The sequence below is a fragment of the Psychrobacter sp. TB67 genome, assembly GCF_000511065.1.
Classification (GTDB): Bacteria; Pseudomonadota; Gammaproteobacteria; order Pseudomonadales; family Moraxellaceae; genus Psychrobacter; species Psychrobacter okhotskensis.
Map to the genome: position 1 here is coordinate 18,144 of NZ_AYYA01000004.1, position 23,259 is coordinate 41,402.

Annotated in this window: 14 protein-coding genes; 9 read left to right on the forward strand and 5 right to left on the reverse strand. The window is 44.6% G+C overall.

Features of this window, described 5'->3' with window-relative positions; translation table 11 throughout:
- Positions 1–2: 2 nt before the first annotated feature.
- Together W293_RS0100110 and W293_RS17110 are read right to left on the reverse strand one after the other, a co-directional pair.
- Positions 3–3,692: an autotransporter assembly complex protein TamA gene (locus W293_RS0100110; protein ID WP_025650506.1), complete on the reverse strand. Its 3,690-nt coding sequence runs from the start codon at positions 3,690–3,692 to the stop codon at positions 3–5.
- Between the two features lie 21 nt (positions 3,693–3,713).
- Positions 3,714–3,860, reverse strand: a complete 147-nt coding sequence (locus W293_RS17110; protein WP_156915673.1) for a hypothetical protein — start codon at positions 3,858–3,860, stop codon at positions 3,714–3,716.
- 294 nt (positions 3,861–4,154) lie between these two features.
- Between W293_RS17110 and W293_RS0100120 the strand changes: the two genes are divergently transcribed.
- The 7 genes from W293_RS0100120 (at position 4,155) to W293_RS17570 (ending at position 14,316) form a co-directional block, all read left to right on the forward strand.
- On the forward strand, positions 4,155–5,495 hold the full coding sequence (locus W293_RS0100120) for an MFS transporter (protein WP_025650508.1): 1,341 nt from the start codon (positions 4,155–4,157) through the stop codon (positions 5,493–5,495).
- Between the two features lie 202 nt (positions 5,496–5,697).
- Positions 5,698–6,336: a 2-polyprenyl-3-methyl-6-methoxy-1,4-benzoquinone monooxygenase gene (gene coq7 / locus W293_RS0100125; RefSeq protein ID WP_025650509.1), complete on the forward strand. Its 639-nt coding sequence runs from the start codon at positions 5,698–5,700 to the stop codon at positions 6,334–6,336.
- Between the two features lie 220 nt (positions 6,337–6,556).
- The gene (locus tag W293_RS0100130) at positions 6,557–7,810 is read left to right on the forward strand and encodes a tetratricopeptide repeat protein (RefSeq protein WP_025650510.1); all 1,254 of its coding nucleotides are present in this window, start codon (positions 6,557–6,559) and stop codon (positions 7,808–7,810) included.
- Between the two features lie 881 nt (positions 7,811–8,691).
- Positions 8,692–11,169 (forward strand): esterase/lipase family protein, encoded by a 2,478-nt coding sequence (locus W293_RS0100135; protein WP_025650511.1) that lies wholly within the window; start codon positions 8,692–8,694, stop codon positions 11,167–11,169.
- Between the two features lie 420 nt (positions 11,170–11,589).
- Positions 11,590–13,083, forward strand: coding sequence for a cytochrome ubiquinol oxidase subunit I (locus W293_RS0100140; protein ID WP_025650512.1), 1,494 nt, complete (start codon positions 11,590–11,592; stop codon positions 13,081–13,083).
- Positions 13,083–14,099, forward strand: a complete 1,017-nt coding sequence (gene cydB, locus W293_RS0100145) for a cytochrome d ubiquinol oxidase subunit II (protein ID WP_025650513.1) — start codon at positions 13,083–13,085, stop codon at positions 14,097–14,099. The genes W293_RS0100140 and cydB overlap by 1 nt, the downstream gene beginning before the upstream one ends.
- 100 nt (positions 14,100–14,199) lie before the next feature.
- Positions 14,200–14,316 (forward strand): DUF2474 domain-containing protein, encoded by a 117-nt coding sequence (locus W293_RS17570; RefSeq protein WP_373299586.1) that lies wholly within the window; start codon positions 14,200–14,202, stop codon positions 14,314–14,316.
- 139 nt (positions 14,317–14,455) lie between these two features.
- On the opposite strand, the gene murU is transcribed toward W293_RS17570, so the two are convergent.
- Both murU and W293_RS0100160 read right to left on the reverse strand, forming a co-directional pair.
- On the reverse strand, positions 14,456–15,184 hold the full coding sequence (gene murU, locus W293_RS0100155) for an N-acetylmuramate alpha-1-phosphate uridylyltransferase MurU (protein WP_025650514.1): 729 nt from the start codon (positions 15,182–15,184) through the stop codon (positions 14,456–14,458).
- Between the two features lie 74 nt (positions 15,185–15,258).
- Positions 15,259–16,356, reverse strand: coding sequence for an aminoglycoside phosphotransferase family protein (locus tag W293_RS0100160; RefSeq protein ID WP_227502406.1), 1,098 nt, complete (start codon positions 16,354–16,356; stop codon positions 15,259–15,261).
- Between the two features lie 386 nt (positions 16,357–16,742).
- On the opposite strand from W293_RS0100160, the gene W293_RS0100165 reads away from it, so the two are divergent.
- Positions 16,743–19,790, forward strand: coding sequence for an LPS-assembly protein LptD (locus W293_RS0100165; protein ID WP_025650516.1), 3,048 nt, complete (start codon positions 16,743–16,745; stop codon positions 19,788–19,790).
- 169 nt (positions 19,791–19,959) lie between these two features.
- The gene (locus tag W293_RS0100170) at positions 19,960–21,369 is read left to right on the forward strand and encodes a peptidylprolyl isomerase (RefSeq protein ID WP_025650517.1); all 1,410 of its coding nucleotides are present in this window, start codon (positions 19,960–19,962) and stop codon (positions 21,367–21,369) included.
- A gap of 586 nt (positions 21,370–21,955) precedes the next feature.
- On the opposite strand, the gene W293_RS0100175 is transcribed toward W293_RS0100170, so the two are convergent.
- Entirely contained in the window at positions 21,956–23,077 is a 1,122-nt protein-coding gene (locus W293_RS0100175) for an endonuclease/exonuclease/phosphatase family protein (protein WP_198015400.1), read from the reverse strand.
- Positions 23,078–23,259: the final 182 nt, after the last annotated feature.

The window sequence follows — 23,259 nt, forward strand, 5'->3', positions numbered from 1 at the left end:
TACTATAAAGGCGATCCAATAAAGAAACTCAACCTGACAGGAACACTTTCTTCTGTGACACCAGCGGCAACATCGACCCGCACCACACCAACAGGTGATGCCCAGCGAATACCAACACCAACGCCGACCTTTGTATCAGTCTCGAAGTTTTTGTCATAGGCATTACCCACGTCGGTAAAGACGGCGGCGCGGAAGCCAGGTTTAAACTCATAGTTATATTCCGCACTACCGACGGCGAGCACTTGCCCACCAGTCAGATAGCCGTTGTCGATAGGCGATAAGCTCTCATAATCATAGCCACGAATACTTTGATCACCGCCTGCAAAGAAGCGTAATTTATAAGGCACTTCATAGAAATCATCGGCCCAAATATAACCTGCATTGAGACTGCCAAGTACTTGATGCTTTTTGTCATCACCGAAACTATAAATACCGCTGACACCCGCCCGTACAATCGCCAAATCTGTATCGCTCAACGCCTTTTCAGCGCCTGCTTCCACAGAGTAGTACTGACGGATACCACGAGTCGGATTGGTCGCACTATCCACGTCGGTTTTATTGATACCATAGCCCAATAACAACGCTTGCTGCTTTGGTCTAGAAGAGGTAAAGCGTATCGGCAGATCTTCTAACTTCGTCTCATCAACCCCTGTCTCTAGCTCGTCTAAGCGATAACGTACAGAGTAGCTACGATTCCAGCCACTGTCACGGCGAATATTACGTGCCAATGAAGCTTTTAGCGTTCGGGTAGACAAATCAAAGTTACCTTTGCCTTGATCGATGACCTCCTCTTCATAGGTGAGGCGCGCATCTAGCTTATCATTAAGCGGATGCTTCCACGGTCGGCTGCCATAGACCGAGACATTCTTACTAATTCTAGAAACCTCAGTTTCTGCGCCAGCTTGATAGCCTTGACGATTGAGCAGATTGTAATCTATCTTAGCCGTCGCACGTACACCGGTATCGGTACCATAACCAATACCTACTTGGGCGTCGCGTGGCTTACTGGAAGAGACAAAAACATATAGCGGGACTTTTTTACTCTCTTGCACTTGTTGCGGCGTTTTACGTCCTGCTAGCGTCGGTGGTACAAAGTTTTCATCCGCAAGAATACTCTTTTCGTCTGGGAAGATTTTTTGTGCCACGTTGCTGATAGAGTCACTGATTTTACCTAAAATCGTGTCGGTCTCTTGGTCTTTTTCATCTAACACCCGATCATCTGGTAAGCGGCTTAAGCGATTGGCTTTTTGTTTGATGGCTTGGAGTTTATCCAGTGTTTGCTCATCTGCTTCAAATTCGATGGCAGCGATATCTGCGGGATTAACTTTCTCCCCACTATTGCCACTATTAGCATCGCCATCACTACTATTTGCTGCATCACTGTTTTGCGCAGTGTCATTTTGAACAGTACCATTTTGAACAGTGCCATTCGTATTACTGCTACTTTCTGCCCCATTATTTGCTGCGGCTACATCATCAATAATTTCTGAAGCATTGACCTCACTGTCAACATCGTCGTTGCCAGTATTACCAGCCGCATTGCCAGGCGCATTATCGAACGCTAAGGTACTGTTTTCACTGCTGTCATTGGGTGGCAAAATAGACTCGACATTGACAGTATTAAAATAACGTGTCGCTGATAAGTCGTTACTAAACTTAGTAACATCAGGGCGATAGAACGGCTCGCCGGGTTTGAAGTCAAACAACTGCTGCAACAATGACAATTCGACAGGTAGCTTATCAGGGTCGCGGGTCAGCGTATTGGTCGCTGCATCATAAGTAAAGAACACCACTTCGTCGTACTCGTAGCGGTCACCAGTATTATAAACCAGCGATACATCGGCGGTATTGTCTGGCAAAATGATATCGACTGATTTGTTCAGCCAATACTGGTCAAAATAACCATAAGTGTTGCTGAGTGACTCTAGCGCCGCTTTACTGTTTTTGTAAACGCGATGATTGAATACATCGCCTTCTTGCGGTGGTAGCTCTTTTTCCAACGCTTGGTATTCTTCTTGCTCGCGACCTTCACCGCGAATTTCGATAATACGACTGTCGACAATGACCGGCTCACCTAGATCTTCAATGACCACCTCAATGACGTCACTATAAGGCTGACGTAAGCGCATGGTCACATCATAATAACCAACAGCTTGTGCGGCATCTTGTGCAGTTTGGCGCAGACGCGGTAAGGCTGCGGTAAAGTCAACGACAGATTGGACAGTGGTGTCATCAAGCGCAGCTTTGATGTTTTTAATCGGTTGCGTGTCTTCGTCTGCTTCGATGAGTTTTTGCGGCGTATTAGTCGCATCGTCAGCGGCAACTTGCTGCAAGTAAACCGTCGTCTCGACGTGCGGTAACGCTTGAGCACCGTCATTAAAAAATCGATTGTAGAGTCGCTTAACGATATTGGTTTTGTTACGAGCCATGGTTTTTGGCTTTTTGGCTTGCTCGATACTTTGATTGACGGCTTGGGTTTCGGACTGATAATCAGGCAAATAATCTTCTGGATTGATAATATCTGACTGCGTGCCCTCTCCTCCTGTCACATTGCCTGCACTTACTGACCTCTCATCATCGATCATACTATCATCGTCGTTATCAGCGCTTCCACTACTGACAGCATCGCTGACATTGATGGGCCGTGCCATGATTTCAGCAGTCTCAGCCTGTTCAGCCGCTGTCTCGCTTTTGCCCAGCGTATCGAGATTGCTCGGTGCTGGCAAATTGGTCGCATCAAGACTCACGTCTAAGCCAATAGGCGGGGTGGTATCATTTAAAGTCGCGATAGGCGCATCAAAGTCGCGGTCGTTATTACTGATGCCATTCATGTTACTGACATTGGTGTTGTTAACGTCGTTACCATTATTAATGCTGTCAATGTCTTGCGCATTCTGTCTATCCAGCGCTGCCAGCTCGCGATCAATCTCATCAGGCGTCATCATCTGATAGCCCTGCTGTTGCACTGTCGCCGCTTGCTGCTCCAAATCTTTATTTGCCACATTCGCCTGCGCGTCACTCAACTCGCCTACATCATAAAGGTCGTTATCCAAATCACTGGCATCATCGACATTATCATCATCTTGCTGAGCGTTGGCATTGGCATTGGCATTGGCATTACCATTTACTCTTTGAGATGGCGAATTTTGTAGGTCTTTTTCTTTAGTACCAGACTGCTTAATACCTAGGTTTTGTTCGCTATAGTCATCCAATACTGACTTATCGATGATGCCTTGTTCCACTGCTTTCTTTAGGCGCAAGGCATCTAAGGCGATATCAAGCTGTGTATCCTCAGTAGAGGAGAACTGAGGGTCTGTGCGAGGGGGTTTAGGGGTTGGCGGTTGCGGTGGCGTTACAGTATTGAAAAATGGTTGGTTGGCTGTATTTTGCGTATCACGGTTCTGACTATTAAGGTTCTGACTATCAATAATTTGACTGTTCGTATTGGCATTGGTCGTGGTGTCAGCCAATGCTGCAGGCGCGATACCAAAACCCACCAAACTGCTCGCCAAGGCACTAAAAAGCGCTGAGCGCGTAAAATGAATACACGGCGCAGTCTGCTGTAAATCGTCCATCACGGCACATTTAACAGTATTGGTAGCAGCGCTGGCACGATTACCAGCATGAGTGTTTGAGGCTTTGTGCTGCGTAACCGACAAGTGGCGCGCTAGAGTTGAAGGCTGATGTTCCATGTATACTTATTTCCTATCACCTCACGCGGCACAAGGGAATGACGATAGCAGTCGCCAAGTCTTACCGGTGAATAAACGTAGAGCAGTTAACTGAGATTTTCTATGGCGACCGTACTTTTTTAGTGCTGGTTTTAGCGCTGAGCCTATCTCATCTGAACTTACTGACATAAGATAGGTAACTTTGAGTGATACCGAGGCTTTAATCTCGCTCAAATTTTCAAAAAGTAACTTTTCAAAAGACAACCATGTAAAATTTACAAATCATAACTTAGTCAATTATGAAATCATAGCTTCGGGCGCATGTATTTTTGCCAAAGCCTTGCTATTATACGGCTTAATATTGATAAAACCTATGCTATATTTCGATAAGTTTTTGATACTGTTGATAATTAATGGCACCCGAAAGCTGTGCTCAGCCCTTACCTCTCATCTATCAGCCGCGATCCATCTGTAGGAATTTTCATGGCCAATCAGTTTCAGTTATTTAAGCGCCGCCGTTTTAGCGCCATGTTTTTTACCCAGTTTTTGGGGGCGTTTAATGACAATATTTTTAAACAAGCACTCATATTAGTACTGACTTATACCGCTGCCAGTCAGTTGGGTATGGAAGTTAGTATCTTAAATAACTTAGCGGCAATGCTATTTATATTGCCCTACTTCCTATTTTCGGCACTGGCGGGACAAATTGCCGATAAGTTTGAAAAATCAAAGCTCACGCGCTTTATTAAGGTGCTTGAGCTGGTGATTATGGCGATTGCCGCCGTCGGCTTTGTTTTTGAATGGTACGGCTTGTTGTTTGTGGCATTGTTTTTGATGGGCACGCATTCGACCTTTTTTGGACCGATTAAATACGCTTATTTACCGCAAGCGATGAAGGAAGATGAGCTCGTCGGTGCCAACGGTCTGTTTCAGATGGGCACGTCGCTAGCCATCCTCCTTGGTATGATTATCGCTGGTGTCTTGACCCAGCTATCACAGTCGTTGTATTGGATTAGCGCCACTGTATTGGCGGTCGCTGTTTTAGGTTATCTGGCGGCTCGTTACATCCCTACCATGCCAGCCATGCAGCCGACGCTCAAAATTAATTGGAATATTTTTACCACCAGTTGGTCGACGGTACGCTATTTGTACTCGCTGCCGTTTTTATTCTTTGTCATTCTTGGCAACAGCTGGTTTTGGTTTTATGGTGCGACGTTTTTGACACAAACACCAGAATTCAGCAAGGTCATTTTGCATGGCGATGAGTCGGTGGTTATTTTCCTATTAACGCTATTTTCTGTTGGCGTGTCGATTGGGTCTTTGTTATGTAAAACCTTGACCAAAAACCAAGTCAGTTTACGCTTACTGCCCTTTGGTATTGCTGGTTTAAGTATTTTTGCTATTGATTTGTATTTTTCCTTGTCAGGTCTCAACATTGACGTTAATACTGAAACATTATTAGGCATTAGTGATTTGTTTGGTATGAGCGGCAGTTGGCGCGTATTTGCCGACTTGTTCTTTTTAGGCTTTAGTGGCGGTTTATATATCGTGCCTTTATATGCGTCTATGCAGGCTTATGCACCCAAAAGTCATCGCGCGCGTATCGTCGGTGCCAACAATATTTTTAATGCCATATTTATGGTCAGCTCAGCGATTTTTGCGATTGTGGTGCTCAACACCTTAGGATTGACGCTACCGCAATTATTTTTGGTTACGGGTGTGCTAAACATTGCTTTTGGCGCGTTTTTATATATTAAGCTTAATAAACACGTGCAGCATGCGGTCATACATACTAATGATGACGAGCTTAGCCGACAAGACTAAATGCCTAGAAGATCTAGCGATTATGAGTAGCGTTGGTGTTCACTAAATCATGCAGCCGATAATAGTGGTGCCGATAATTTATATTGTTTGCTATAGTAATGTGCATGAACAGAATATTGCTGCTTTAAAAAGCAAATATCAGCAATATCTTAATAAGAAGTTTTTTGATAACAATTAAAGCCATCAGGAGTGAATCATGGCCCTGCGTCCTTTATCCAAAATTGACCAGCTATTACTTGGGGTTGACAAGGCACTGCGAGCGGTTGTTCCGCATTCTAATCCCAGTACTCGCCCATTGCCCGTCAGTAATGACGAGATTCCTGAGCTGACCATTACCGAAGCGCGTCACGTGGCAGGATTGATGCGCATCAATCATACTGGTGAAGTATGTGCGCAAGGCCTGTATCATGGTCAAGCCTTTACCGCTAAAGACACTGGCGTCAAACAAGCCATGCAGCATTCAGCCGAAGAAGAAGTCGATCATCTGGTGTGGTGCGAAACACGGTTAAAGGAATTGGGCAGTCATGCTAGCCTATTCACCCCATTGTGGTATGGCATGTCTTTCGGTCTTGGCGCGGTCGCAGGGGCTATCTCTAACGAGTTTAGTTTGGGATTTGTCGCTGAAACCGAAGCACAAGTCAGCGAGCATCTGCAAGATCACATTGGACAATTACCCGTGCATGATCAACGCTCAAGAGAAATACTGGCACAAATGGATATTGAAGAATGTCACCATCGCGAGCTGGCGCTAGCAAGTGGCGGCGCAGCTCTTTCACCACCGGTGCGTCAGACCATGCGCTGGATGGCCAATCGGATGAAAGCCACGGCTTATCATCTATAAATGAATAGCGAGTAGCGCCTCTCATCGGGTTTATTGAATCAGGTAATTTAACAATCCTACTACTGATAGCATTGAGCTTAATTTGCTAGGGTATTAAAAATTTGTTCGATTTTGCTTCAATAATATAAAAAATTTCTAAGCATACAAAATAGCGTCGATAATACAAAACAACTATCAATCGATTGTAAATAACGACTTAATAAACAAGGTAACGACTTTTATGAAAGCCATCAACCAATCCAGCTTGTCTAGCAATGCTACCAAAGCGCCTACATTTGCGACCCTAACCGCATTAGCCGCTGCCTGTGCACTGATGTTGTCTGCCCCTGTCAACGCTGCCGAAGCGGATAGCAGCGCTAACGCTAGCACCACTGCTACGAACCCTGCTGTCCCTAGTGCCATGGATTCAAGCAGACGTGTCATTCGTCTCGCTAAACCAAACGCTACTGCTACTGCCAATACGGCTCAAACCGACGCAGCGGCAAATATGGCAACAACAAATAGCGTTCCGCCAAACAGCATTCAGCAAAGCAGCTCGCAACAAAACAACATGCCATCTAATACTACACAGGCACAAGAGCCAGCACAATCAACTGCACAAGCCAATACTGTGCGAGAGCGAGCACAAGCACAAGCACAAGCACAAGCACAAGCACAAGCAGCAGTTAATGCTGCGAGCGCGCAAGTGCAAGTGCAAGCGACAACTAAAATACCTGACACCGCAGAGCTAACAGGTACTACTAGGGTATATGAGCGTGGTCCAATGACTGCTACTGGCATTGATCTTCGTGGTGGTCAGTTGCCCAATATCCCAACACCGCAAGTACAACTTTCAAGCGTTAGCTTTGTACCGACGGTCTTAGTTCCACAGCAGCAAGGCTTGGGTACTGATAAGCTCGACGTTAGCTTGCTAGATGACTTTATCGAAGATGTCTCTCCTAACGCCCGTCACTATCCACCGAACTTCCCTAACCGCTCACAACGTCACTATACTCGTGAAAAAATCAAAGTATTGACTGAATGGATTGAGCCTTATGCCCAATCGCCAAACGCCTCTTATGACGTGCTGATTCGAGCGGCTAAGCTCAATGGTATGGGTCGTAACTTAGATTTAGGTTCAGACTATACGGTACGTGGCGGCAAATATGTCGACCGTGCTATCAAAATCAAACCTGACAGTGGTGAAGCCAACTTCTTATACGGCATGATGCTGTCAGAAGGTGGCGGCTTTAAAGAAGGTCAAAAATATCTAGACCGAGCCGTCTCATTGGGCTATACCGAAGCAGAACAAAGCTTGGCGCAGTCAGATTTATTGAGCGATCGCCGCGACAACGCTCTAGAACGTTTGCGTCGTCTTGAGCAACAAGTGCCTAATAATACCGTTATTCGTCAACAAATTAAGCTCGTTGAAGATGGTAAGTTTTATATTTGGGATATCCCAGCACCTGACATCGATGTAAAACCAGGGGCATAAACTCAGTTGTAAACATTATTCATTAGTAATAGTGACTTATAGTGTTATTATTGACTTATTAAAAAATGATTTGAGAGTAAAGCATATAGTGCCTTCTTTTTATATTGGTTTAGTATCAATAGGAAAAGAAGGCTTTTTTTGCAGATGATTTCTCGTTCAGCCAGTCTTATTTAATTAACTTCGCCAAAGTCGTTGCCAATGATTGTCGCTCCCTATCAATCACTGCCATTCACTATCAATATCCCCTTAGCCCCAAATCTGTTCGATAATCTAGGGCGTGTCCTCATTTTAGGTTAAAAGTTTGATACCCCATTACGCTTATTTTATCTTGTCCATTAGCGACGGCATTTGACTGTGAAGTTTCAAATATAATAGGGCGTGTTGAACATTCGATCATGGCACTGACAGAGACTGTTTTTTAGGCGATTCAAAGATAAAAATAGTAAGTTTAGTCATTCTAAGCGCCTCTTTTTATCAAAGAATCAGCAAAAAATAGTCCTGTCCTTTTAGGCTGATGCTAAAATTGCCCCATACTGTGTTGCAAGTCTAGCTAAGATATCAACATAATCTTCGACTTGCGCCGTGTCTGGAACAATTTTAGCGATCAGCAGTGTTCATTTATGAATGTTCAACACGCCCTAGTGAAATCCAAAAAGTTACGCTACACTCATCCTGTTATACTGACTACTTATAGTCAATATATTCTAAAAGCACGACGGTATTGCTGATATCAATTTTTTATAGGCTCTGTCTGGTGGCCTCTGTCTGCGTAGGCACAGCAAGCAAGAAAAATGGATATCAACAGTGCATAATGGTTCGATATTATGTTTCACTCACTATATCTATCTTATAGGCTTGACTATTATTTACTGGAATCCCCTATGACTTTCGCTAGCTCTGTCAGCAATCCGGCCACACACGCTATTAAAAAAACAAAGCCTGTCATTCTATTAGGGCTAATAACAGCCGTGGCGCTACTACCTGCCTGTAGTACAGTTTCTGTGACACAACAAGCCTCAGCAAAGACCATTTCTGCACAGCGTGGCAATATCGTCACAGACGATGAGCTCAGTAGCGACACAGCATCGGCTTTATTGTCAGCAGGACTTAATGAGCAGGCCTGTTTTCAGCAGTTTGACTTGTGCTTGACGCAGCTTACTGACAGTATGCTTAATGAACATTATCGTCCAGCGCTGTCCGTTTTTGCCGAGTTACATTACGCCAAAGCTCGCCAGCTTGCCGAGTCTAAAGAGTGTCAAGATGCGCTCGCCCGTCCGCCGCTTGATCCTTATTATGCCAATGCACCTCTGAGCGATGATGAGGCTAAAGAGCAGCAGAAAAATACAGATGCCTGCTTGATTAGTTATCAAGGTCGACTATTCGATGCCATTAAGTTCAGCTATACCTATCTGTTTTATGACAGTTTAGCGCATGATTTTGAAGGGGCAGATAAAGCAAAAAGCCAAGCTCAGGCCAAAAACCGCATTCCAACTGACATCGATATCCAAACCCAAGACATTTATAACTCAGCCAGCAATGACGTCATTACCCAGCTATATCAGTCGGTAGATGGCGCAAATAAACTCATGGGCAATACCAAAGTAGAGTATCTACCGATGAGCACCACTGTGCCCGATACTGGCAGCCAAGGTGCTATTGCAAACCATGCACCTTTAAAGGGTAAGCCTACTGACCAAGTCAAGGTCATGAAGGTACAAGTAGACCGCTATGATCTCAATATTTTTCTGCCTAACGAAAGTAACTACCTTCAAAATGCGCAAAAGCAAACCTCAGCGCTCGCCGATTTGGTGTCCACTTATGATCTACGTCTCTCGGGTCTTAACTCAATCAGTAAGCGCCCAGGACTGGGGATTAGCTTAGTCGCGTCACTGAATGATCGCTATACCACCACTGTGCGTCAGCTCTTGGTTTCATCGCTGTCGGGACGACTGAATAAAGACACGGTCGATGGCAAAAAGGATGATAGTGCGCCCAGCTCACGCATTTACCCCACGGGTCATTTATTGATGACGGGCCTAATTAAGCCCGCTGGCGATAGCATACTGGATACGCTCAGCAGTCATCAGCTCGATATCCACTTATACAACCCTCATCGTAGCGAGAGCGCCACTATCTTGGGTGATAACTATCCACTGGCGGCGAACTTCTCTGCCGGTTATGGACTATGGCTGGCAGAAAACCAGCTCGATGGCGTTGGTTACTTAAATCTAATCACCCGCCAGAAAGAAGCCAGCTTACCCAAACTGTTTATGCTAGAGCCTTACGATCCTGATAAACGGGTCATCATTATGGTGCATGGCTTGGCGTCTAGCCCCGCCACGTGGGTAAATTTGACCAACGATATTTTTAATGATGATAAGTTGCGCGATAATTATCAAGTGTGGCAGGTTTTTTATCCGACCAATTTACCTATTTTAGAGAACCGCTATCAAATTCAGGAGCTGATCAAGAGCACTTATCAGCAGACCGATCCTCAAGGAGGCAACCGTGCTAGCAAAAACAGCGTCATTATCAGTCACAGTATGGGCGGTATCATCTCTCGCATGATGCTGTCTGATGATAATCTTGCCAATAACTTAGACGCTTTAGAGGATAAAGACTTGCTCGAAAACAGCAGTAAACGCCAAGTCGATGAGATGCTAAAACAAGCCTTTGCTAATGATGAGCTGCGCAACCGTTTTGAGCTACATAGGCTGCCACAGGTCGACACTGCTATCTTTTTATCCTCGCCCTTTCAAGGTACCGACTACGCTGATCGCTGGTTTACTCGAGCACTACGCCGCATCGTTTATTTACCGGTTGGCTTGGTAAAGACCCTCACTGATAACTTGGCTACTCTCGCCATTCAAGGGGATTTGGCACAAAATCCTTTAGGTGCACTGTACCTACAGAACGGTGCCAGTCAGTTAAGCGATAAATCGTCTTTTATTCAGCTGACCAAAGATATCAAGATCAATGACGACATTACTTATCATTCGATCATCGCTAACAATGATGCCGACATCACTAGAGGCTTGGCGCAAATGCAGCCCGGCGGTGCAAGAATTGACTTATCTCAAGAGATATTAGAAGACAACAGCGAGAGTGCGCGCACAAATGATGGCCCCAAACCTGCATCTGAGTCAACCAATAAGCCCCTCGTCGCTGCGGTGACTGTCGATGAAGATATTAGCCAAGCACTGACCGAGCGCTTATCAGATGGTATCGTTCCTTACACCAGCGCCCATCTCGAAGGCGCCACCTCAGAAACCATCATCACAGGTGGTCATAGTATTCAAGAAAATCCGCAGACCGTGTTGACCCTGCGACGGATTTTGCATCAACAATTGCAGCAATGAGGCTCGTCTAATTGACAAGATACTGACTAGGGCGTGTCCTCATTTTAAAAATGGTATTGATAATAAATACTAAACACCCTCTATGCTTTTGGGCTATGTTCATTTATCGACAGGGTATTTCTTCAAGTAAGTTTTGGTGACTGGTAGGTGTGCGACCAGTCCCATAGGTAACTTGCGTGTGTACTTAGGGTGGCGCATACTACATTCATTGTAAATGACAGTAATATATTAATTTATAGGGATATAAATTACTTCATTCAGCTAGACAGTATTAGCTCAGCCGCATTTGATAAATTGATAGTGGTTGCTAACTAATACTGAGCCATTGCCCGTAACACTTATCATCCTGATTTACGGACAGCTACTTAAGCGTGTCATGGAAGCCTGCGCTATTCAGCTAACAGATAAAGGTAACCGTTTATGTTCGCTACATTTATGATTGACCAGCTTGATGCGCTGATGCTCGCGCGAATTCAATTTGCTTTTGTTATCTCATGGCATATTGTCTTTCCAGCTTTTTCCATCGGTCTTGCCAGCTTTCTAACGGTCTTAGAGTTCCGCTGGCTCAAAACTGGTGAGCCTATTTATGCCGAAGTTTATAAGCACTGGGTCAAGATATTTGCCGTAGTGTTTGGGATGGGTGTAGTATCGGGCGTGGTAATGTCTTACCAATTCGGTACTAACTGGGCCGTATTTTCTGATAAAGCCGGTAACGTCATAGGCCCACTACTTGCCTACGAAGTATTGACCGCCTTTTTCTTAGAAGCGTCGTTCTTAGGCATTATGCTGTTTGGTTGGGGTCGCGTCAGTAAACGCATGCACCTTGCTTCAACAGCGATTGTCGCTATTGGTACGCTAATATCTGGTTTTTGGATTTTGGCTGCCAACAGCTTTATGCAGACGCCGCAGGGCTTTATGGTCGGTGCTGATGGTTTGCTCTATCCAACCAATTGGCTTGAAATTATCTTTAACCCCTCATTCCCTTACCGTTACGCGCATATGATGACTGCGGCATTTTTGACCACAGCTTTCGTTATCGGTGGTATCGGTGCGTATTATCTGCAATCCAAAAAGCATGTTGAACATCGCAAACATGGTCGTGTCATGCTCGGCATGGCGATGGTCATGGCCATCTTTGTTGCGCCAGCACAAATATTTATTGGCGATATGCATGGTCTAAATACTCTAGAACATCAACCTGCTAAAGTCGCAGCGATGGAAGGTCTGTGGGAAAATGAGCGCGGTGCACCGCTTGTCTTATTCGGTATTCCAGATCAAAAAGCAGAAAAAAACCATTATGAAATTAAAATCCCTTATGTCTCGGGCTTAATTTTAACGCATTCATTAGACGGCGAAGTTAAAGGCCTTAAAAACTGGGCGCCAGAAGATCGGCCCTACGTTCCTATCGTCTTTTGGTCATTCCGCGTTATGGTGGCTATCGGTACATTAATGCTGCTTGTTGGTCTATTTAGCCTTTATAAATACTTTAAAAAACAACAATTCGATCCTGAAAGCAAATGGTTCCACCGTGCGTGGATGATGATGACGCCGCTTGGTTTTATCGCGATACTCGCCGGTTGGTTTGTGACCGAAACTGGTCGTCAGCCATGGACAGTATATGGGGTGATTCGTACTGCTGAGAGCATGTCACCGGTTGCAGCACAGCAAGTCGCAACGACACTTATAGGATTTATTGTGCTGTACGTCTTTGTATTTGGTGCAGGCAGTTTTTATATCTTACGCCTGATTGCTAAAGGTCCACAACCTTATGAAGATCCAGCAGATGACAACTTCTATGAGCATTCTATCACTGAAGGTCAAGGTCGCACGTTAAGTGGTGATAGTAACGTCAGTGAGAAAGTAGAAGATTTGGATAAACCTGCCGATGACGTCGATGATGGAGGGTTACGCTAATGTTTAACTACGGTGATGTATTAGATTTACCTTTAATTTGGGGCGGATTAATTGCCCTATCCGTCTTCATCTATGTCCTGTTGGATGGTTTTGACTTAGGCTGTGGTATTTTGTTCCCCTTTGCCGGCTCAGACAAAAACCGTAGCCGTATGATGAACTCTATTGCTCCCTTTTGGGATGGTAATGAGACTTGGTTGGTATTGGGTGGTGGTGGTTTGTTCGCTGCTTTCCCAGTGGCTTATGGCATCATCATGACCGGTTTATACCTGCCTGTGACTGCCATGCTATTTGGTCTTATTATGCGCGGAGTGGCGTTTGAGTTCCGTTTCAAAGCCTCTTCACGTCGTCATGTATGGGATACGTTCTTTTTCGTCGGCTCAGTAGTGGCGACATTCTCGCAGGGTATTATGCTTGGGGCGTTGGTGCAAGGCTTAGAGGCGAGCAATCGTCTGTATACTGGTGGTCCATTTGACTGGTTCACCCCCTTCTCTATCGTCTGCGGCTTTGCCCTGATAGTCGGTTATGCCTTGCTTGGCTCTACGTGGTTAATCATTAAAACCGAACACAAGCTGCAAGTATGGGCACGTAAAGTGTCTGGTTGGATATTATCGGCATTGGTATTGGCGATGATTGTCGTTACCGTGTTTATGTATTTTTCAGATATCGAAGCCCTCGAGGGTTGGTTTAGTTTGCCGGGTGCGTTATATCTAGCGCCAATGCCAGTTATCGTGCTGCTGCTATTCTTTTTCATGCGTAAGGATTTACGGACTGAGCGTGAATATCGCCCCTTCTTAATGACCGTTGCGCTGTTCTTGATGGGTTATATTGGCGTCTGTACAGCGTTGTTCCCTTATATAGTACCGTACCAAATGACTATCTATGAAGCGGCCGCTGCTGATACATCGCTGTCCTTTATGCTCATTGGTGCGGGTATTATGTTGCCGATTATCTTGAGTTATACCGCTTTTGCCTATTACACATTTAAGGGTAAAACGGATCACGAGCATATGTATTAACGGCTATATGTTAAGGAGAATCAGCCTTCGCTACTATTACTATTCTTGGTAGCGAACGCTTAAGATCATTAGCGCCTTAATACGTCACTGGGAGACGATTATGAAAAAACTCAGCAAAAAACAATCACAATGGGCATGGTTCATTGGTCTATATATAGCAGGATTTGCCGTTATTTTTACCATTGCCCAATTAATAAAGTTGGCAATGGGCGTGTAAAACCTGCCCTATTTCGCTAAACAAAAGCGCCGCATTGATTGTAAATCAATGCGGCGCTTTTTATGATCTTCGTTAAAGTAAGATTGATTGAAGTAAGATCTATTAAAGAATTATTAATTAATATTAATATCCCCTAAAGTTATGCACCGCGGTGGTTAGCCACGCCATGACTGTCAATAAATTCGTTGACCTGCGTTAAGCGCTCAGGTGTACCCACGTCTATCCAATTATCACGAATAACTTCCGCCGTAATCTGGAACTTAAGCATCGCTTGCTTAAGCAGAGGCGCTAGCGCAGCGGGTTGCCCGCTTACCAGCCCATCGACCAATCGTGGCGACATTACACTAATACCAGCAAAGGTATATTTGTCTGCATCACCAATTGGCTGCTCACTAGCCAGACCATTATTGAGCGCAAAATCACCACCGTTATTATGCTCTGGATTGTCAATCAACAATAGATGCGCCCGTTGATCAGCACCCAGCTCATAATCCTGCAACTGAGCAAAATTATACGTCGTCCAGACATCGGAGTTGACTAAGATAAATGGCTCGTCTTGTAACTTACCTGTTTGTAACGCTTGAAAAATTCCACCAGCGGTCTCTAAAGGTTCGTCATCTTCTCGTGACCAGTGCAACTTGACCCCGTAATCGCTACCATCACCCAAGGTATCCATAAGCTTGTCAGCAAGCCACGAGGCATTAATCGTAATATCAGTAATCCCCGCTGCTTGCAGTGCCTTAATATGCCAGACAATCAGCGGCTGACCGCCTACCTCGACTAATGGTTTGGGCGTCTCAAGTGTCAACGGACGCAAGCGCGTTCCCTTGCCAGCAGCTAAAATCATTGCTTGCGTAATGGTAGACATGCACGCTCCTTATTCAATTTATAATGATAGTGATAGTGATAGTGATAGTGATAGACGCAGCTTATTAGCCCTTTTTATAACGAGTCAAACTTATCTTTATAAGCCGGTAATACCGTGTCTTTTAGCCATTGATTAAATGGCAGTAGCGCTTGCTTCATCGATTCATTACCATGCTCAGCAAGCCAATTTAGCTCAAGTACTAGATCTCGCATGACTTTGGGAATATCAGCCAAATAACGGTCTTTACCATCGCGCTTAGACAAACGGATAAAAATCCCTAATACTTTGAGATGCCGCTGCACGCCCATCACATTCATATCATTTTCAAGCTGCTCAACACTATCGGCGGTGGTGAGCGCTGCTTGCTGCTGCAATTGCCAAAAGTCACGAATCCAGTCAGATATTTGATGCTCTGACCACTCAACATAAGCATCACGCAACAATGACACCAAATCATAAGTGTAAGAGCCGATCACCGCATCTTGAAAATCTATCACGCCCAAACGCGTGGGGTCGGCTTGGTCTTGCATAAGATTGCGGCTGTGATAATCACGATGCACAATCACTGCAGGCTGCTGTAAAATCTCTTGTATCAATACCGTTTTTACGTTATTCCATAAGTCCTGATTCAGCTCTACATCAATATAGGGGATAAACCAATCGCTAAATAAATCCATCTCGCGGTTCAGTAATGCTGTGTCATAATCGGGCAATTGGTGCTGCACTCTGGCAGTCTCTACTGGCACAGTCTGTAGGGAAACCAAGGTCTGCATGGCCAATTGATAATAATCGTTGATCTGTTCAGGCGTCGCCTCGACGAGTAAATGGGCAAACTCAATCGTACCAAAGTCTTGTAACACCAAAAAGCCTTTTGCCACGTCTTGCGCAACCAGCGTTGGCACATTGATGGCGGGTGTCATTAGCTTCGCAACATTAATAAACTGCTGCAAGGCGTCTTGCTCATCAGCAGAATCCATGACAATATAACGCGCAGTGTCAGCATCGTTATCAACCAATTGGATACGGTGATATTGGCGGGCACTTGCGTCACCAGGCAAACTGTCGAGCACAAACTCTCGGTCGATGAACACTTGTTGCAACCAATTCTCTAGCTGCTGTTGGCGGTTATTCCTATCGTTCAGAGTGGCATTCAGAGGGGTATTTAAAGGCATGGTATCAGTCATAGAGGGCATCGCAGGTTAAATATAAGTCATAAATCATTAAAGTAGTGATAAGTCAGGCAAAACCTTGCTAAAATAGTGGCAGCTTGATTGACAGTATCTGTTGTAATATAGATATTGACACATAGTTTTATCAACGCGCTAAGCAATAATCTAAAAAACGGCTTGGCGATGTTATAAATTTTGGTAAATAGTGTAGCTGATTTGGTTTTTTTTGACTATGATTAGTCGTCATTATATGTAAAACACCCAAATTTTTGAGATTATATGATTAGTTCCTGATTTTTTAATCATTAATGAGCCGCTAAATATAGCTAAAATACGGCTACTAAACTAAATATCGTCATTCAATAGGCTCTGCAATCATAGGTGTGCCCTTGTTATATTCTCCGCTTTACCAAAGCATCCGTTTGGTTTTATTTGGTGCCTTAGGCTTATCAAGTTTGACCGTCAGCGCAGCACTTACCAATGCTGACGCACAGACGACCGCATCTTTGCCCGCTGATACTACCAGCAGTTATGTCTCTGACCTAACCGGCGATATCAATACCGACGCCAATACCAATGTCAACGCTAATGTCAACGCCATCAATCAAGACATTAGTTACCAGCGTGCCGCTGCGCAGAGTAGTGTTTATGAAGCAGGCGAAGAGACTGTAAATGCTGCCTCTGAGAGCAGTAATCTTGACTTAGATACTGGCAGCACCCTCGATAATGGCAATTTAGACATCACTGAAATCGCTAACAATAGTGATGACGATGCACAAGCTCAGGCACAAACGCAGAAAAAACCCTTAGCGGCTGTCAGCGACAATGATGCAATCGATACCAGTGACGAGAGTATTCAAGACAGTTTACGGCGTTTGGCAGAATTTTATGAGCTCACCCCTGATACTGACTTATCAACGCAAAACGCTAGTGACAAACCCGTAGAGTCTGAAGATGACACTATCCAGAACACCCTAACACCTGCCACGCAAACCATCCCAAAAGTAGGCAAAAACTTGCGCCTACTGCCGAATGCTGTCGATAGTGCCCAACGCTGTGAAGGTCAATGGGTCTACCCACAGCAAAACGCTAATTATCAGCGCGCCGTCAATGAAGCGGCAATGGATAGTGGCCAGACGGCAACCAATCTAAATGGTGTGGCTAATAATCAGGCGCCTTTATTTGCAGAGTCTGATTATGGATATTATGACAATGTCGACTATGCCGAGCTCTCTGGTAATGTGATTGTCGATCAAGGGACTCAGCATATTGAAGCCGATAAAATCGTGCTGGACTTAAGCAGTGGTGTTACCGCAGCGCAAGGCAAAGTAATGTTCACCGATCAAGCGACTGGCGAGCAAGTAACACGTGCCAATACTCAAAACAATACTCAAAACACTGCTACAGGAAATATCACCGATCAGGCGGCAAAAGGCGGTCTTATTGGTGTCGCAGACAGTCTGGCTTATAATACCGAAACGGGACAGTCCACAGCCAATGATGTGGCATTTGCTAGCGTAGAACTCCAAGCACATGGCTATGCCAAACGCCTCAACCGACCTAACGACAGCCAGTATGAGCTTGATCGAGTCATGTTCAGTACCTGCCCACCAACTGACCGTAAATGGCAATTTGATGCCAAAAGCATTGATTTAGATACTGAGACAGGTCGCGGTAAAGCTTACAATACTACTTTCCGTATTGCAGATGTTCCGGTGTTTTATCTGCCTTATTTTAACTTCCCCATAGACAGTCGGCGCAGTACGGGGTTTTTATTACCGAATGCGAGTGTCAGTAGTAAAAGCGGACTTGAGGTTGATATCCCATACTATCTCAATTTGTCACCTAATTATGATGCGACGATCAATACACATATCTACAGCGATCGCAACCCGATGCTCGCAGGTGAGTTTCGCTATTTGACTGAAAATTATGGCGAAGGAATTTTTAACGGCTCGTATTTGCCGAACGACAAAGAGTATAACGACGAAGATCGCGCCAGTTTTTTTTATGATCATTACTGGTCATCAAATAGTATTCCACGCTTAAGTGGCGATGCTAAATACAGCTATGTGTCGGATGAAGATTATATTAACGACTTTGACACCCTAGGCTTATCAGACAATACTTTAAACTTACCGCGCCGTGCTCGACTTAATTATTATAATGACTATGTGAACGGTGAATTAAAAGTCGAAACCTTCCAAACGCTCAATGCTTTTACCGACAATGGTCAGCCATTACAAGACAAAGACAAGCCATATTCACGTTTACCACAGCTCAAACTTGATTACCGATTGCCTTGGGCAGAGCGTTTTGATATTACGGGTGTCCATGATTCTGCTTATTTCAAAAAATCTATCGATGATGGTTCTGAAAATGAAAAAAGCGGTGCGCGAATCTATAATAAAATTAGCGCCGCTTATCCGATGGAAAAGTCATGGGGTTATATCAAGCCCAAAGTCAGCCTACAACACCTGTATACCTCTTATGATGAGGACAGCTTAGCGGACAATCAACTCAATGATCAAGATGGTAGCCAATCGGTATTTGTGCCGCAAGCCAGTATTGACGCAGGTCTAAACTTCTATCAAGCAGGCTCACCTTTTGGGGCTTTTGACGATACGCTGGGTGGCTATCGCCTATTAAGTCCGCGCTTGAAATACACCTACTCACCGTTTAAAAACCAAAACGACATCCCTAACTTTAACACTCGTATTGCTTCCATTAACTACGAGCAGTTGTTTTCGGACAGTTGGTTTTTAGGGCATGATCGCTTGCAAGATTTGCATTCTATTACCCCTGGGGTTAATTATCGTTACATCGACGCAACGGGTGTGACACGTTTTGATGGTAGCATTGCTGAGCAGTTTTATATCGATGATGGGCGCGTCACCCTTGAAAACCAGCAACCCGTTTTTAGATCTTCCTCTTCTGGAATGGTCTGGGATACCAGTACGCAACCTTATAATAATGTTTGGGTGGATGTTAGCGGCGCGCTCACTGACAGTTATGACTTGAACTATATTACGACTGAATTGCGTTATCAGCCATCAGATAACAGCTTGTTTAATATCGGATTTGTGAAGCGCCAGCGCGATGAAAATACCAATCAGTTGCCGCTATCAGCTTTTACTGCCTCAGCTGTTTTCCCAATTAATAATAACTGGCGCGTATTGGCGCAAGGTCAATACGATTATAATCGTGATAAGATGCTCGACTCGTTAGTCGGTATTGATTATGAAGATTGCTGTTTCGGTTTTGCAGTTTATGGTCGTCGTTACTATAATGACTTGAACGTTAGAGACAAACCAACACAAGCGATTATGGCAGAGATTAGATTGAATGGTCTTGGTAGTAGTAGCAGCCGTTTGACACGATTGCTCGCTGATAAGATCTTAGGCTTTGAACCTGTGCAAACTGCATGGAAAGACTAAAAAACGCAAACAATGCTATATTGAGGCATTATTTGCGTCACTACTTACCTATTACATAACCTTGTTCGTAACCCTATTATGGACGACTTTATACAATATTTGCTTATTAAAAGTATTGGATAGCGTTGACCGACTACCATCCGATGCGATGACATTGATGAGGAGCATCATGAGATTTTTTTCTTTACGTCAGACCAGCCGAGCCGTACTGCTTTCTATGAGTATGAGTGCAGGCCTTGTACTTAGTTTCAGTGCTCAAGCTGCTACCGTTAATGCTGCAAAAGCACCAACGCCTAAAGCAAACGCTGCTGCTGAGCAAAGTAACGTCAATCGCTTGACCCCAGCCAACAGTACCGATGGTATCATTGCTTTAGTCAATGAAAACGCTATCTTAAAAAGCGACTTGATGGACGCAATCACCCAGACCCAAGCACGCGCCCAAGCGGCTGGTGAGCCGATTGCCAATTCAGCACAGCTACAGTCTGAAGTATTAAATGCTCTCATCTTGCGTGAACTACAACTGTCATTGGTTAAACGCGTCGGTCTAAATCCTGATGAAGCTGAGATTAATCAGCGTCTTGGTCAAATCGCTCAAGCTGAAGGGCTTGGTAGTATCGCCGCTTTGCAGCAACGCCTAGATGCCGCGCAGCCCGGAAGCTATGCGACCCTGCGTGCTAAGCTGATTGAAGATGCTGCGATTCAGTCTCTACAACAACGTCAAATCAGCAATCGTGTACGTATTAGCGAGCAGGATATCGATGCATTTTTGGCCTCTCCAGAAGCCAAGCGCCTAAACCAAAGCGAATACCAGACCGTCCATGTACGCGTGCCTTATATGGATGACTACAGCCGACTGTCAGAAGCCCAGCGTGAAGAAGCACTCAAAGTAGCACAAGCACTACGTGCGCGCTTGCTAGAGCCCAATGTCGACGTGGCTGCAGCCGTTACTGCCAGCCAAGGTAGCTACCCTATTCCAATACAAGGTGGCGATATGGGCTTTCATAAAGCCGCCGCTCTCCCGACCGAGCTATCGAGCGAGATTACCAAGCTTGATGTCGGCGCAGTAAGTGCCCCATTAGTGACGCCAGAAGGCATTGATATCATTAAGCTCGCTGATAAAAAAGACAGTGATAAAATGCTTGTGCCGCAGTGGCATACGCGTCATATCTTAATCAAAGTAGATGAGCTACAAACGGATGCGCTTGCTGAGCAAAAGATTAATGATCTGTATGAGCAACTGCGCAGCGGTGCTGACTTTGCTGGTCTGGCATCGACCTATTCAGACGACCCAGGTTCTGCAGGACGTGGTGGCGATCTAAATTGGGTAAGTGCAGACGATATGGTTGGACCGTTTGAAGCAGTGATGAAAAATACAGCAGTCGGTGATTATTCTGCGCCTTTTAAAACCCAGTTTGGCTGGCATATCCTAAAAGTAGAAGGTCAGCGCCAAGAAGATGTTAGTGAACAATATCGCCGTAGCATGGCACGTCAAGCGTTATATCAACGTCTAGCACCGCAAGCCAAAGAAGACTGGCTACAAGAGCTACGCGCCGGTGCTTACATCCAAGTACTTGGTTAATATCTTAGCAATGCGCTAATAAGTGGCATCTTAGTAAAAATAGTTGAATAAAAAGGGATATATGCCAATGCATGTACCCCTTTTTTGTATTAATAACTCATAGGTGTTTTTTCTTCTTACCTAGGAAAGCCTGTTTTTGTTCTTAGTAAATTACTTAGAAAGTTGGATATAGTGAGTGAAAAGTAATATTGATACATTATGCACTGCTGATATCATTTGATATGCTAGAAACTGCTACTTTATTTATCAGCTCATAATAATACACAAAGAAAAGCCCCGAACCTAGGGCGATTGGTTCGGGGCTTTTCTTTGTGTATTATTATTATTTCTTCCATTCTGACTTATCCTAAGTCGTAAACAGTAACTTATAAGACAGCGGGCTGACCTGTGCTTAGATTGTCACTGCCTCAACACTGCATCCTTGCCTATCCTTGTGTTGATGATTGTATTGTAGGGCAATTGGTTAAAGACCACTAGAGGCTAAAGACCTTATTTGACGTAAGCATTTGCTTACGTTTTGAGGAAGCCTATTGGCGTAGCCCTTAAGACTATAAAGGTTTAGCGAAAATACTAGGACATTCTCTAACTACGACTGCTCTGCTGCATGCTCTTTTGAGACTTTACAGCCTTCTTTTTTGCCAGCTTCGATTTTATTTTCTGTTTCTTTAACATCTTCTGCATTAGCAGTAGGAGCATTTTGCTCTTGATTGCTGGCTTCTTCTGGCTCATATTGTAAGGTCGTCATGACCGGAAAATGATCGGAGCCAATAGAGGGCATACGTCTGATATCAACCACGGTAAAGCAAGCACTATGGAAGATATGATCCAGGGCCCAACGTAAAAACGGATAATTGACATGGAAGGTATTGATAAAGTGACGACCAATACGAGGATCTAGTAGACCTGAGATACGTTGGAAGCGGCGCGTTGTCTTTGACCAAGCCACATCATTAAGATCGCCAGCAAGTATCGCCGTTTGCTCATTTTCTTTGATATGTTTGCCAACCATAAGCAGCTCTGCATCACGAGTCGTTGACTTATCCGCTTCCGTCGGGCTTGGCGGCATAGGATGCAAACAATATAACCAAATCACTCGTCCGCTTTGTAAGCGCAGCTGCGTGTGGATAGAGGGAATATCATCAATCATTAAATATTTGACTTTAGGATTTATCAGCTCAAGCTTAGAATACAGATGCATGCCGTACAGGTTATCCAGCGGTACTTTTACGGTATACGGATAGTCTGGCTCAATTTGCTGCAGGGCTTTTTCCCACTTTTTATCACTTTCTAGGGTAATTAAAATATCCGGCTGTCTTTGCTTGACTAAATCGACCAGTTTTTGCGTTTCGTCATTAGGGGTTAAGACATTTGATACCATAATTTTGAGTTGATGATCTTCGCCATCTGGCTTGTCCTTGGCACTTTGTACTTCTTTTTTCCACAATTTGGTATAAGGCAATACCATTCTCAGCTGAAAGGCCAAAGTCAGGCTTAAGACGACAAATAACAGCCACTGCCCTAGCTGCCATTGTGACCAAAATGCGAGCATGCCAACCCAAGCAACGACGCCAAGCACCATTATTTGAATACGAGGGAACTCAACGCCGCGCACCCACCAATTATCAAGAGGCAACAAACCCCAAATCGTCACAAACGCGATGAAACCAGCTAAGCACTGCGCGCCATAATATAAGAGGGAAAGATCCATAATGTGTAGTAACCGTTTATTAAGTGGATGATCAAACCAATGATTCTTATACTCATCGCTCGTCAATGACTAACGCCTGTATGATTATCTAAGTCAATCGTAGGTGCTTACTTTAGCATCTCATAACACTATCGCCTACTATTGAGCCTTAATTATGCGCAGCTGAGCATAAAACGTTACAA